The following is a 14,024-nucleotide window of genomic DNA, read 5'->3' on the forward strand; positions in this document are numbered from 1 at the left end:
ACAACAGGCGCGATATATTTTAAATAGGTTTTAATGGAGGTAAACCAACCTCATCGTTATTAGCATGCATATTAAGACTGGCAAATTGTTCCAGATTGAGTGATTCAGCACGAAGACTGGGGTCTATACCCAATGCTAACATTTGTTGTTCATCGACCCAATTTTTGAGTGAGTTGCGGATGGTTTTACGACGCTGAGAAAATGCTTGGGTGACTAATTGTTTAAAACTGACTAAATTTTTGATAGTAACAGGCGCTTGTAGATGCGGTGTTAATTTTACGATGGCCGACATCACTTTGGGTGCCGGATCAAAACTTTCAGGTGGTACATCAAACAAAATTTCAGTGGCACAGTAATATTGCATCATAACGCTAAGGCGACCATAGGTTTTGCTGCCGGGTGCTGCGCAAATTCTGTCCACCACCTCTTTTTGTAACATAAAATGCATATCTTGAATGCAGTTAGTGTTTTCCAGTAAATGAAACATTAAGGGCGTAGAAATATTGTAAGGTAGATTGCCTATTACCCTGAGTTTTTCATTTGCGTGAGCGAGTGCCGAAAAATCGAACTCTAAGGCATCTGCACTGTGGATAGTCAGATTAGGATGATCAGCAAACTGTTGTTGCAAGTGTTTGACCAGATCGCGATCCAGTTCAACCACGTCCAGTCTTACCTGAGTTTTTAGCAAAGGTTTTGTTAATGCTCCCAGGCCAGGACCAATTTCCAGCCAATGCTCACCCTTAACTGGATGGGCTTGTGCAAGAATATTGTAGATAATGCTTTGATCTTGTAGAAAGTTTTGGCCAAATCGTTTACGAGCTTGATGTGTCATGAAGAAGTGCGCTTATCCAGTGTCAATGTTTGATTTTATACCGTGTAGAAAACTTGGTGTATATATTTGATTTTTTGTTAGTTGTAAATACTATACATAATCTGATGTTGCCAAAAATTGCGCTGTTTCAGTCACTAGCTGCGCGCAGTAAAATAATGCAAGTGATGAATAAATATCGCATAAACGTTAGTTTGGTTTGGTCGTTGGAAACCCTAAAATTAATACTCGGTATTAATGATTGTTATTTTTAAATTTAGATTGAGGGATCATCTCTAATGCTGTTTGTAAGGCGAATTGCATGCTACCCAGCTGAGCTTTACCTGTACCCGCCAAGTCAAGCGCAGTACCGTGATCAACAGAAGTACGGATGATAGGCAGACCTAGAGTGATGTTGGCAGCTTGACCAAACCCCATATGCTTTAGAACAGGTAATCCCTGATCGTGATACATGGCTAAAACGGCATCTGCTGTTTGCAGATATTTAGGTGTGAATAAAGTATCGGCAGGTAAAGGGCCCTGCAAATTAATACCTTCGTTGCGCAATTGCTTTAGTACCGGTTCTATTACTTCAATTTCTTCTCTTCCAAGATGACCATTTTCACCCGCATGTGGATTTAAACCGCACACCAATATATGTGGATTTTTAATGGCGAAGCGGTCTTGTAAATCTTTATTCAGCAAACGTATGACGGTTGTCAGAGAATTAGTGGTAATAGCAGAACTAACAGCTGATAAAGGTAAATGAGTGGTAACCAATGCTACTCTTAAACCCGGGGTGACTAACATCATGACCGGGTTAGCTCCTGTGATTTCTGCAATAAATTCGGTATGACCACTAAACGGAATGCCCGCATCATTGATAACCCCTTTATGAACAGGAGCGGTTAACATTGCGTCGCAATAGCCCTCAAGACAAGCTTGAGTTGCACGCCGAATAGTTTCAATCACATAGTGGCTATTCGCAGGATTTAGCACGCCACATTCTACGTGACTTGCTAAGGAAATGGGTATTACGGTCAGCGTTGATGCTGGCACAATAACAGGTTCAGAATGCTCAAAAATACGAATGTTTAGGGGTAAGTTTAATTGTTTGGCGCGTTGATTGAGCAGTTCAGGATCAGCAATAGCAAGCAACTGGCAATTTTGTGGATGTTGCGCTAATTGTATACATAGATCTGGGCCTATACCTGCAGGTTCGCCTGGAGTGAGAGCAATTCTGGGTATAAGTGATGAGTGAGTCATACTAAATTGTTTAATGATGTGGCTAAGGAAAGTTAATTCGAAATAGTGAAAACAATAGCTTTTTTTGGAAGCCTGAGAAAACTATACTTCGATGTGCTTTGTGGGTGAATACCAGCGTTAAACGAGTAGTCAGTTAAATTGAATTGCCCTTGCTGGTTTCGATTATCACCGTTATCCAGCCTATACGAGCTATCTATTCAATTACTTATAATTTCAATTCGTTTGAAACCCCTGTTATGTTACCAAGCATATCAAGGGTGTCGGATTTTAAAGTTTCATCGTGAATTAAATGCGCGACCCTATTAGCACTGTCTGTAAAAAATACCTTAGATTTGTCGTCAGCCAACAGGATAAGAACTGCATCTTGTTGTTGGTCTTTAGGTAATTTGAGCGCCAGATCAAGCGCCTCATCAAATAAACTAATTGCCGGATTAATGTGTCCCAGTCGATACATATAGCGCGCTACTTTACTACTTGCCAACGCTTTAGACTCATTATCGGTAATTTGCGACAATTTCTTTATGGCAGTATCAAACAGCGTTTTTTGTATGACGGGATCCTCTTCCAGTAAAGCCGAAAATGCAGTCGCTATGGCTGAGAAATCCGGGTTAGTTATATAGCTAAGTTGTTTACTAACATCGGTTGAGAGGTTGTCGTGGTATTGTAATTCAATACTTTCAAAACTGGTCTTGGAGCGACTAGTAGCAGAGTGAATCAATTCAGCATATTTTTTGATATAAGTTGCATTATTGATTTGATAAGCGGATTTTAGCAATAATGCTAGTCCTATTTCCTGTTTTACAGGATCTAATTTGAGCAAGGATAATTCGGCTAATATCAATGATACTTCTGCATTTAGGGAATTTCCAACTTTTGCATAATCAGCGGCAAGGTCAATAAAGCCTGAAATTTGCTCCAGACTAGGTTGTGCTTCTTTAAGTTTTTCTTGTGCAAGTGAAAAATGCTTGTTATAGGCATCTGCATTACCAAGAGTGTTTTCTATAACGGCAATTTTGCTGAAAACCATACTTTGTTTAACCGGGTCTATCAACTTAAATGCTTGGTTTTCGCCCTCTTCAAGCCCATTTTTTTTATTGGTGATGTTTTGCAGAGCCAAGTCAAGCTGTAGGGAATAGATGGCTTGCATTTCAGCTGGTTGGTTTTTAATGCGTTGGTTTAATTTAGTGAGAGTGGCATTTATCAAATCTTGACGACTAAGTTTGGCGTATTCAGTTACTAGTTTGACAATAATGCTATTCTGGTCAGCTAAATTAGTTTGAAATTGACTCAGTAAATAGGCAGATTTAAATTTTTTGTCACTAATTAGTTGTTGTGCTTTGCGATAAAGGAAGGTATTCCATTCAATATCTGCACCTAATTGATGATACAAGGTGGTTTCAAAGACTCTGTTTTGGGTAGTTGCTTCGGAATTTTGGGAGCCAAGATTATAAGACTGCAAGAATTTGTTGATAGCCTGATAACTGGATATGAGGGGTTGGACGTATAATTCGCCTTCTGCAGATGCAGGAATAGAATTGCTGATATCCAACAGGCTAGGTAATTGCCCTGCTTCCCCAATATTTTCTGGTGGGTTTTTAACCGTATTGTCATTTCCGAAAGTGGCCGATTGAGTCTGATTCGGTGTTTTTCCAGTATTATTGTTTAACAGTGCTGCGTTGCTAGTATTATTTTCAGGCCAAAATAAATAAGTTGTGAGTCCAGTCAAGCCAAGTGCTAACAGGATAAGGGGGATGACATATTTATTCTTAAAAGTTGGTGCGTCGAAATTAAATGATTGATGCTGGTTTTGTTCGTCTAAATCTTTCGCGAATTGCTCTTCAATGTTTGCATTGTCATTATGCTGCTGTTTTTGACGTTTTTCCTCTTCTTCACGCTGTTCTTCAAGTTTTGCTTCCAGAAGCAGATTTTTCCGTAAAGCTTCAATTTCAGCTATTTCATCCTGTATTTGGATTTTTTCTATATTTTCTTTACAGCTAGGACAAATTTGAGATTTTTGTCCGTTAACAGCGGGTGTTTCTTTTTCACAAACGCTACAGATAAATGTTTTTGGGGAAGGATTGTTTGACGGTTCTACTGATAAATGATCCCAGCGTGTGGTTTTTGTAACTTCAAAGGAACACAGTAAACCCATTTCCGTCAGAATATTACAAATTTTGATGGCTTGGTTTTCTGGAATATTTTCCTGTATGCAAACTAATTCGCCGTCAGATGCAAGCAACATTTCCAGATTTTCGCCCTCAATACCCAAAGTGCTGCTAATGTTTTGTTTAATATCCTCTAATTCTCCAAGTCTATTTGGATTAACACCACTAACAAAAACATCAAACATTGCAAACTATCCTCAGAAATGGAGACGTAAAAACTTTATGTTAGTAATTATTATAGTCAAGTAATTAGTGAGCAAGGGATGCTCCATAGCAAACGAGCGGTTGGCGTTCCAGTAAAGCAAACATCAAGACTGGTAAGTGATGCTTTTTTTATGCTGAAGTGATCACCTTTAGATTGTAATAAATAAGCTATCAGCTCAGAAAAATCAGGTTCGTGACCTACCAGCCAGATATTATCTAGTTGTTGTTCTGCAAGTTTGCCAAGTTCTGCAACGACCACTTTGAGTGGCGTGCCATTTTCAAGCCAGGTTACCAGAGTCACTTCAGGGCAAGCTTTCAGGTTTTTTTGTACTATTTTTGCAGTTTGTTCAGCGCGTGTGAGTGGACTAGATAGCAATATTTCTGGTAGCAATTGCTTTGATTCACAAAAGTCTGCTACGCGTTTGCTTTGTTTGATACCTTTTTCAGTTAATATGCGTTTTTCGTCTGCAACTGTAAGGCTTCTGTCTTCTGCGTTGGCGTGTCTTAGTAAAGTAATTAGCATGATTTAGTGATCTCTTAAATGGGCAAAGGCTTGCCAACTGATAACATGCGTAATGCCCGTAAAGGATTCTAAATTTTTAAGAATGCTGTCAATACGTTCCGGTAAATCATAGAATTCAATAATTAAAGGCAAATCCAGTGATAAATCTGCAAGTGAGCTGGTATGCAGTTTGCCATCAGTACCAAAACCTGCGATACCACGTAATACAGTGACGCCTGAAACTTGTTCCTGATCACGTAGAAAATTGAAAATACGCGTGAGGAGATGTTCGCCTTCACGAAGATAAATACGGACTATTGTGATAGTTTGAGTTGCCATAACCAATTCCCGACCAAAGCACCAAGCCACAGCATAGTAACGCCTAATAGGGCGTTAATGATGAACAGGCTTAATAACGTATGAAATTCCAGGCTTAAATCCGCAGATTTAAATACAAAACTTAAGGTTGACGCAATGGTCGCCACACCCAGTAGTAAAATAAAACTGGTAGTTTGCCATTCTATACTCAAATTAAAACGGTGCATTAGGAATTTTGTCAGCATAGAACTAAAAAACGTAAGCAATAAAATATTGAGTAAATTGATATAGGGTAGCGCTGGTATTTGCCAGTTAACTAAGGTATCGCTAAATAGGCTTCGCCCCAAAACCAAGCCAAGGCAGCATGCAGCAATACAAAATACGGTACTCAAAAATACGTTTAAAAATGCTTTACTCAGGCTTCCTGCTTCAAAAAGATAGAGTGTTTCCAGTGCAAAAGTTGAGAAAGTGGTGTAAGCACCAAGGAAGCCAACCAGTATTCCCGCACGTAATTCAATGGCTAAAGCAAAGCGCTGTAACAATAATTCTGTCAGAAAGCCCATTAAAAAAGAGCCAGATACATTGATGAATAAAGTGCCAATTGGAAAACTACGTCCCAAAAAGCCATATATTAAATTAGCAACCAGAAAGCGTGTGATTGCGCCAACTGAACCGCCTATGGCTATCGCTATCAATTGTTGCATAATTTTTTATGATTCACTTGAACCAGCCTCAAGATTTATAGTGAGTTTTGTTAGCTTGAAGATCGATTATATGAGAGGTTCAAAAAGAATGTCTCTACAAACCCAGCAATTTGGGTAGTGCTAGCAATCGTTCTCCCCTGTTTGCAAAGATTGCCTTTGCAATGTAGATAAATATTTTCAGTGTGTCTGTCTTAAACTGCATTTTAACGGTGTTTCAAAAGATTTATTGAAAATTTATCGGTTGTTGCCTGGCTGAGTAGGCGGCATTTTTTCCCGCAGTTTTAAAAATCTTTGATAACGGCTGGTAGAAACTTCACCTTTCGTGACAGCCGATCTGACTGCACAATCTTTATCTGTTACATGGCGACAATCATTAAACCGACATTGACCTATGAAAGGCTGAAACTCACGATATCCCCACGCCAATTGTGCTTCCGATAATCCGGCAAGTCCAAAAATGGCCACGCCAGGACTGTCAATCAACTGCCCACCACCAAGCAGGTGATAGAGTGTAGCGGCGGTAGTGGTGTGTCTACCATGGCGAGTGGTTTCTGAAACACTGTTTATACGTAAGTTTTTATCGGGTAACAGAGCGTTGGTTAAGGATGATTTACCTACCCCAGATTGTCCGGCGAACATACTGGTTTGCTGGCTTAAAACGGCTTGCAAATCACTAATGCCGATGTTTAGTTTGCTACTGACTTTGTATAGAGGGTAGCTAAGAGATTGATAATACTGTAATTCTAGCTCAATAGTATTTGCAAAAGGTAAATCAATCTTATTAAATACGATGGCAGCATTAATATTGCAATTTTCACAGATGCATAAATATTGATCCAGAAGCAAAAAGTCGCATTCGGGTTCCGCTGCAAAAACGACAAAAATAGTGTCGATATTGGCAGCCACAGGTCGGGTTTGTTTGCTACGACTAGGGCGTTGCAAAACTGAGCGTCTGGGTAATAGTTGTTCGATACGTCCTTGTTGGTCTGCGATTATGGAGATCATAACTTGATCGCCAACAACTACTGTGTCCAGTTTACGTAAGGTTTGACAGAGTAGTGTTTGCTCACCCACCTCAACCGCTATACCTTGGCCGAGGTGGGCAATCACTAAGCCTTGCTGCAGTTCACTCATCCAGCGGACTGCATTTTCGCTTCGATATGTGCGATACGAATGGCAGCCGGAGGATGGCTATAATGAAAAGCCGAATAAAGTGGATCAGGGGTCAGGGTGCTGGCATTCTCTTCGTATAGTTTTACCAAGCCGCTGATCATTTTGCTGCCTTGTGCTTGTTCGGTGGCAAAGTCGTCAGCTTCAAATTCAAATTGACGCTGAAAATATGCACTAATGGGTTGCATGAACGTGGTAAATACCGGAGATACCAAAGTAAACAACAACAAGGCTGCAGCATTTGAGTGTATGCTGACGCCTAAGCCATCAAAGAACCAATCCTGTGTGATTAACCAACCTAATACGGCAAAACTAATCAGTGTCATTATCGACGAAGCAACCAGCATTTTAATAACATGCTTGCGTTTAAAGTGACCAAGTTCATGAGCCAGTACCGCTTCCAGTTCGTCTTCATCCAGTGAATTAATGAGAGTGTCAAAAAACACGATACGTTTATTGTTACCTAAGCCAGTGAAATAAGCATTACCATGTCCAGAGCGCTTTGAACCATCCATAATAAAAATGCCCTGACTATTAAAGCCACAACGGCTTAATAAGTTTTGGATGCGTTCTTTTAAACTGCCGTCTTCCATAGGCGTAAACTTGTTGAAAAGCGGGGCAATCACGGTAGGAAACAGCCAGCTCATTAGCAATGAAAAGCTCATCACAATCAACCAGGCGTATAACCACCACAAGCTGCCAATACTATCCATCACCCACAAAATCAAGGCCATAATCGGTAAACCTATACCCATGGTCAGGGTAAAGGAGATGAGTTGATCTTTAATGAATTGCGGCAGGGTATTTTTATTAAAACCAAACTTTTCTTCTATCACAAAGGTTTGATAGAGGCTGAAGGGGATTTCCACCAACGTCATCAACAGAAAAATGTTAGCTACCGCTATTAAACTGGATAACAAGGGGGAAAGATCGAAAGTCGACCAAAATTCGAAGACTAAACTGATGCCACCACCCAGCGTCAAGAGTAATAAAAAAATCAGTCCAACGACACTGTCAATGTCGCCCAAGCGACTTTTTTCGATAGTGTAATCGGCAGCTTTTTGATGCGCACTTAACGATACCCGGTCGCTAAAAGCGGCGGGTACTTGCTCTCGATGTGATAATACATAGGCTTTCTGGCGCAAGGCTAACCAAAATTGAACACCATAGGATAGAGTTAAAGCGATAATAAAAATTACAGTAAAAGTAGTCATTGTAAATTAGGATACGGTTAACAATTAGCGACACAGATTAGCTAATGCTACAATTTACCGCAACATTAATATAATTGGCGGAAATAAAATGTCTCAGGATGCTAATAACCTCATATGGATTGATTTGGAAATGACAGGTCTGGATCCCGATAATGATAGGATTATTGAGATAGCCACCATAGTAACCGATAAAGACCTTAATGTTCTAGCTACAGGTCCTCTTATGGCCGTAAAACAGAGCGATGAGGCACTTGCCGCAATGGATAATTGGAATCAGGAACATCATGGACAATCTGGTTTGATTTCACGCGTTAAAAATTCAACGATTAGTGAGGCTGATGCAGAACAGCAAACTATTGAGTTTTTAAGCCAGTGGTTACCTGTTAGAACGTCGCCTATGTGTGGCAATAGTATTTGTCAGGATAGACGTTTTTTATATCGTTATATGCCTAAACTGGAAGCGTTTTTCCATTACCGTAATTTGGATGTTTCTACCGTAAAGGAATTGGCTGGGCGTTGGGCTCCTCAGCTCAAAGACGGATTTCAGAAAAAATCTGCCCATCAAGCATTGGACGATATTATCGAATCCATAGAAGAACTGCGTTATTACCGAGAACATTTTTTCAAGTTTTAATGTTTTGCATGTCTTAAATCCGGTTGTTGGCCTATTCATGTCGTCAACCGAAAAGCCAAAATTTTATTTTATTCAGGTAACCATTTGTTATGTTAGACCCTAGATTATTTAGAAGTGAACTTGATTATGTTCAGCAACAATTGCAAAGACGTAATTTTAATTTTGATGCAAATGGTTATCAGATTTTAGAAGAACGCCGTAAAGATATTCAGGTTAAAACTCAAGAATTACAAAGTGAGCGTAACACCCGATCTAAAATTATTGGTCAAGCTAAAGCGCAAGGTCAGGATATTCAGCCCTTACTGGATCAAGTAGAGAATTTAGGCGATCAACTTAAATTGGCCGAAACAGAATTACAAGATGTGCAAGCGCAATTAACTATTTTATTGGAAGGCATTCCCAATATTCTGGATGAAAGCGTGCCAGCAGGTAAAAGTGACACGGATAATATCGAAGTAAGTCGGTGGGGAAATATCCCTGTTTTTGACTTCGCTCCGAAAGATCATGTAGATTTGGGTGAACCTTTAGGAATGAATTTTGAGCTGGGCGCTAAAATTGCCAGTGCTCGTTTTGTTGTGCTAACTGGAAAGCTGGCAAGCTTGCAGCGTGCCATTATTCAACTGATGCTGGATACGCACAGTAATGAACATCAATATCAAGAAACCTATGTGCCGTTTATGGCTAATGCAGCCAGTTTGCGCGGTACAGGACAGTTACCTAAATTCGAAGCGGATTTGTTTACCGTTAAAAATGATCCTACTTTGTATCTTATTCCAACCGCCGAAGTGCCTGTTACCAATATTGTGCGGGATGTCATATTGGAGGCTAAACAACTGCCTTTAAAGTTTGTCTGTCATTCACCCTGTTTTCGTAGTGAAGCGGGTGCTTATGGCAGTGATGTACGCGGTATGATTCGTCAGCATCAGTTTGAAAAAGTTGAGCTGGTGCAAATCGTCAAACCCGAAGAATCTGTGCAGGCCCACGAGGAATTAACCGCGCATGCCGAAACTATTTTGAAAAAACTGCAACTGCCTTACCGAAAAGTGTTGTTATGCGCAGGAGATACCGGATTTTCTTCCGCTAAAACTTACGATTTAGAAGTTTGGCTACCTGGGCAGCAAAAATACCGGGAAATTTCTTCGTGTAGTAATTTTAAAGATTTTCAGGCGCGTCGTTTGCAAGCACGTTGGCGTAATCCTGAAACAGGCAAGCCTGAATTAGTACATACCTTAAATGGTTCGGGCCTTGCCGCTGGTCGTACCTTGATAGCCATTATGGAAAACTACCAAAATGCAGATGGTTCTATAACTGTACCAGAAGTGTTACGGCATTATTTAGGGGGGCTTGAGAAAATTAGCTAAGGTCAGAAGTAATGTCTGCTCTAGGGGTTTAGAGCTTACGTAGTACGCCCCTACGAATGGTTTCAACGGGTTATTTGAGTGAACAGTTACGAATTTTATTGCGCATTGTGTTCTACTCAATTACTCTACAGGATAGATTTTTGGGTTGGTTTTACTGGAAGTCTAACCATCCAAGCTGCCTTGCCTCTTGGACAAACAAAACACATGAGGAATATCTATGATTGCAGCACTAATTTACGTTCTAACTATGCTTTTTGCAGCCTATGTAATTTATAGCACCTGGAAAGAGTAAAAATATATAAGCAATGAGAATTAATAAGAAGCTTTACTTATAAAATTATTGAATGCGGAGTTTCAAAATCTATTGTAACTCCGCATTTTAAATAGCATAATTCAGTTTAATTCTTTGAAAACTGGTAACTATTCAGCGTGGTATACACCTTAAAATCTATGGTCTGCACAATGTATTGAACAAGATGAAGCGCATCGATAGATTTACTCGCCTCCTGGCATATGCACATCCTATAAATACTGACAATTACTCTGAATAGTTACGAAAATTGTTTAAAGGCTTTTCGCTATCTCGATTATCAAACCAACTATATAAAGCAGGTAAAACTATCAGCGTCAACAGTGTTGAACTGATCAGTCCACCAATCACAACAATAGCCAGTGGCTTTTGCACTTCTGACCCTGGGCCTGTGGCGAATAAAAAGGGCACCAAACCTAATAAGGCAACTGTTGCGGTCATCATTACGGGTCTAAAACGCTGTTCGCACCCTTGGCGAATCGCCTGAGCCTGTGGAATACCCAGGGCACGTAAGTTACGGATATAAGACACCAGCACCACGCCATTTAATACAGCAATTCCCCATAAAGCAATAAATCCCACCGATGCGGGTACTGACAAATAAACACCGGTAGCAAACAAGCTAATGATGCCACCAATTGAAGCAAAGGGAAGAACCAAAATAATTAGCGCTGCAAAACGTACTGATTTAAACAACATAAACAGCAAAAAGAAAATTGCGCCGATTGTCACGGGAATAATCAATTTCAAATGTCCTAAAGCCCTCTCCATATTTTGAAATTGTCCTCCCCATTTCAGATAATATCCAGAGGGTAAGTTTAGTTTTTTACTGACTTCCTGTTGAAGTTCGTAAACGAATCCCCCCAAATCGCGATCACGGACATTGATGCCGATGACAATACGTCGTTTACCCATTTCTCGGCTGATTTGAGCGGGGCCATCGTTCAAGCTAATTTGGGTAACATCCCCCAATGGTACTCTGGCACCATTGGGGGATGTCAGCATGATGGCATCAATTGCTGCAATATTGTTGCGAAATGATTCATCCATTCGTACTGCTGCCGAAAAACGGCGTTCACCCTGATAGATTTCGGTTGCAATCTTACCTCCAATTGCCGTTTCAATAATGTCGTGAATATCCGAGGCGTTGAGACCATGACGAGCTATGGCATGACGATCAATATTGATATTAAGATATTGTTGACCGCTGAGTCGTTCGATACGAATATCACGTGCGCCAGTCACGTCATTGGCAATCGCGGCAATTTGTTCTGCAATTATTTTTAATTGTGCCATATCGTCACCAAATACTTTTACCGCTACATCAGAGCGCACCCCGGTAACCATTTCATCCACTCGATCAGAAATGGGTTGTGCCATCACCACCTGTACACCGGGTAGATTGGTAGTCAGTTTTGTCTGTATGGCATCGGCTATAGTGTCTTGTGTCCAATTTTTCGGCCACTCAGACGGCGGATTTAGGGTTGCTATAGGGGTGGAGTCGTTCTGACCTTGCGGATCGGCAGGGCTTTCACCTCTGCCAATATTGGTGACCACCATTTTTACACCGGGAGTTTCCATGACCATCTGCATGGCTTGCATCTCAATTTTAATGCCCTCTTCCAGAGAAATATTGGGTACTCTGGTAATGCCAGGAACAATGGAACCTTCTTTCATTTCAGGAATGAATGAAGTACCCAATAGCGGTAGTAAGGCTAATGTGGCAAAAAATACAGTAATTGCTGCAATCACAACCTTATGTCGGTTAGCCATGGACCAATCCAAAACATTTAAATAAGGTTTCTTCATGACAGCAATAAGCTTTGTATCGTGTTCGCCGTCATGTCCTTCGAGTAAATAGGAACACAGTACCGGGGACAAGGTAAGAGAAAGTAAAAGCGAAATCAGCAGAGCTATGGCAATAGTATAGGCTAGCGGTGCAAACATTTTGCCTTCCATTCCCTGTAATGTCATGAGCGGTAAGAAAACCAGTACAATAATGCCAACGCCAAACAAAACTGGCGTTGCTACTTCTTGAGCCGCAAACATTACCACTTGAACTCGGCTAGAGGTTCGGCCTTTACGTTCACTCAGCAAACGAAAAGCATTTTCAACCACCACAACAGAACCATCTACCATCAAACCGATGGCAATCGCTAGGCCACCCAGTGACATTAAATTGGCAGAAATGCCAAACTGATTCATGATGATAAAGGTAACTAACGGTGTAACGATTAAAGTGCTAGCCACAATCAGACTGGAACGAATATCGCCCAGAAATAGAAACAATATAATGACTACAAGCCCTATTCCTTCTAATAGCACTTTAATGACAGTGTGTAGCGCGGCATCAACAAGATCGCCACGATCATAATAGGAAACAATTTTCAATCCGTTTGGTAACATGGCTTTTGTATTAATTTCATCTACTCTTTCCCTGATTTGATTGACCACCTCTTTTGCGTTTTCTCCACGTAACATCATGACTATGCCGCCGACTGACTCTGTATAGCCATTTTTAATGACTGCGCCGGTACGCACTTCATGGCCGATGGTAACATCGGCCACATCCAAAATATGGATGGGAACACTACGCTCTTCTTTGAGTACTATATTGCCAATATCTTCAAGATTATTAATTAAACCAACGCCACGGATTAGATATTGTTCGGCAAAATGCGGTAGTACCCCTCCACCGCTATTTGCGTTATTTCGAGCCAAGGCGTTAAAAACCTCAGTTAAAGAAATCCGGTAATGGTTAAGCCGATCTGGATTGACTAATACTTGATATTGTTTGACATAACCACCCTGAGAGTTGATTTCTGCAACACCTGAAATTCCACGTAACAAGGGACGTACTATCCAATCTTGTATTTCTCTACGTTGTTGTAATTCTTCTAAGCTTAGCGCGCGCTGGCCGTCATCTTCCCTATCCAGCGTGTATTGATAAATTTCGCCCAAACCCGTAGACACGGGCCCTAGTACTGGATTTACATCATTAGGCATTTGCTGTTTAATTTCGATCAGACGTTCCATGACTAGTTGTCTGGCGAAATAGACTTCAGTGTTATCGTTAAAAATCAGGGTAATTAAAGATAAGCCATTTTTATTGAGCGAACGCATTTCTTCCAAACCAGGCAAGCCGGCCATTGCCACTTCCAAAGGTACAGTGACTAAGCGTTCAACTTCGTCGGGTGAGCGTCCGCCTGCTGCAGTGGCTATTTGCACTTGAATATTGGTGACATCAGGAAATGCATCAACTGATAATAGTTGCATGGCACGCAGACCAAGCACAGTTATAGCCACCGCCAGCACCAAAATAAGAATACGTTGCTGGAGAGCGTTCTTAATCAAATTGTCAATCATGA

General features: G+C 40.7%; 11 protein-coding genes. 2 read left to right on the forward strand and 9 right to left on the reverse strand.

Annotated elements, in window-relative coordinates; genetic code table 11:
• Positions 1 to 19: 19 nt before the first annotated feature.
• From rsmA to ABH008_RS01980, 8 genes are all read right to left on the reverse strand, one after another.
• Positions 20 to 832 (reverse strand): 16S rRNA (adenine(1518)-N(6)/adenine(1519)-N(6))-dimethyltransferase RsmA, encoded by an 813-nt coding sequence (gene rsmA, locus ABH008_RS01945; protein WP_347988195.1) that lies wholly within the window; start codon positions 830 to 832, stop codon positions 20 to 22.
• 231 nt (positions 833 to 1,063) lie between these two features.
• Positions 1,064 to 2,074, reverse strand: coding sequence for a 4-hydroxythreonine-4-phosphate dehydrogenase PdxA (pdxA, locus tag ABH008_RS01950; protein ID WP_347988196.1), 1,011 nt, complete (start codon positions 2,072 to 2,074; stop codon positions 1,064 to 1,066).
• 205 nt (positions 2,075 to 2,279) lie between these two features.
• Complete coding sequence (locus ABH008_RS01955; RefSeq protein WP_347988197.1) at positions 2,280 to 4,424, reverse strand: hypothetical protein; 2,145 nt, start codon at positions 4,422 to 4,424, stop codon at positions 2,280 to 2,282.
• A 56-nt stretch (positions 4,425 to 4,480) separates the two neighbouring features.
• Positions 4,481 to 4,966: a phosphohistidine phosphatase SixA gene (gene sixA, locus ABH008_RS01960; protein WP_347988198.1), complete on the reverse strand. Its 486-nt coding sequence runs from the start codon at positions 4,964 to 4,966 to the stop codon at positions 4,481 to 4,483.
• A gap of 3 nt (positions 4,967 to 4,969) precedes the next feature.
• Entirely contained in the window at positions 4,970 to 5,284 is a 315-nt protein-coding gene (locus tag ABH008_RS01965) for a DUF190 domain-containing protein (RefSeq protein WP_347988199.1), read from the reverse strand.
• Positions 5,260 to 5,970 (reverse strand): fluoride efflux transporter CrcB, encoded by a 711-nt coding sequence (crcB, locus tag ABH008_RS01970; RefSeq protein ID WP_347990017.1) that lies wholly within the window; start codon positions 5,968 to 5,970, stop codon positions 5,260 to 5,262. The genes ABH008_RS01965 and crcB overlap by 25 nt, the downstream gene beginning before the upstream one ends.
• Before the next feature lie 231 nt (positions 5,971 to 6,201).
• On the reverse strand, positions 6,202 to 7,101 hold the full coding sequence (gene rsgA, locus ABH008_RS01975) for a ribosome small subunit-dependent GTPase A (RefSeq protein ID WP_347988200.1): 900 nt from the start codon (positions 7,099 to 7,101) through the stop codon (positions 6,202 to 6,204).
• A complete protein-coding gene (locus ABH008_RS01980) occupies positions 7,098 to 8,351 on the reverse strand; it encodes a M48 family metallopeptidase (RefSeq protein ID WP_347988201.1) in 1,254 nt (417 codons plus the stop codon). Before ABH008_RS01980 ends, rsgA begins: the two co-directional genes overlap by 4 nt.
• An 88-nt stretch (positions 8,352 to 8,439) precedes the next feature.
• Here ABH008_RS01980 and orn point away from each other — a divergent pair, with 88 nt between their 5' ends.
• Together orn and serS are read left to right on the forward strand one after the other, a co-directional pair.
• Positions 8,440 to 8,985: an oligoribonuclease gene (gene orn / locus ABH008_RS01985; RefSeq protein ID WP_347988202.1), complete on the forward strand. Its 546-nt coding sequence runs from the start codon at positions 8,440 to 8,442 to the stop codon at positions 8,983 to 8,985.
• Positions 8,986 to 9,074: 89 nt separating this feature from the next.
• A complete protein-coding gene (gene serS / locus ABH008_RS01990) occupies positions 9,075 to 10,346 on the forward strand; it encodes a serine--tRNA ligase (protein WP_347988203.1) in 1,272 nt (423 codons plus the stop codon).
• Between the two features lie 538 nt (positions 10,347 to 10,884).
• On the opposite strand, the gene ABH008_RS01995 is transcribed toward serS, so the two are convergent.
• On the reverse strand, positions 10,885 to 14,022 hold the full coding sequence (locus ABH008_RS01995) for a CusA/CzcA family heavy metal efflux RND transporter (protein ID WP_347988204.1): 3,138 nt from the start codon (positions 14,020 to 14,022) through the stop codon (positions 10,885 to 10,887).
• Between the last annotated feature and the right edge of the window lie 2 nt (positions 14,023 to 14,024).

Origin of the sequence: Methylomonas sp. AM2-LC (assembly GCF_039904985.1) — a bacterium.
Taxonomy (GTDB): Bacteria; Pseudomonadota; Gammaproteobacteria; order Methylococcales; family Methylomonadaceae; genus Methylomonas.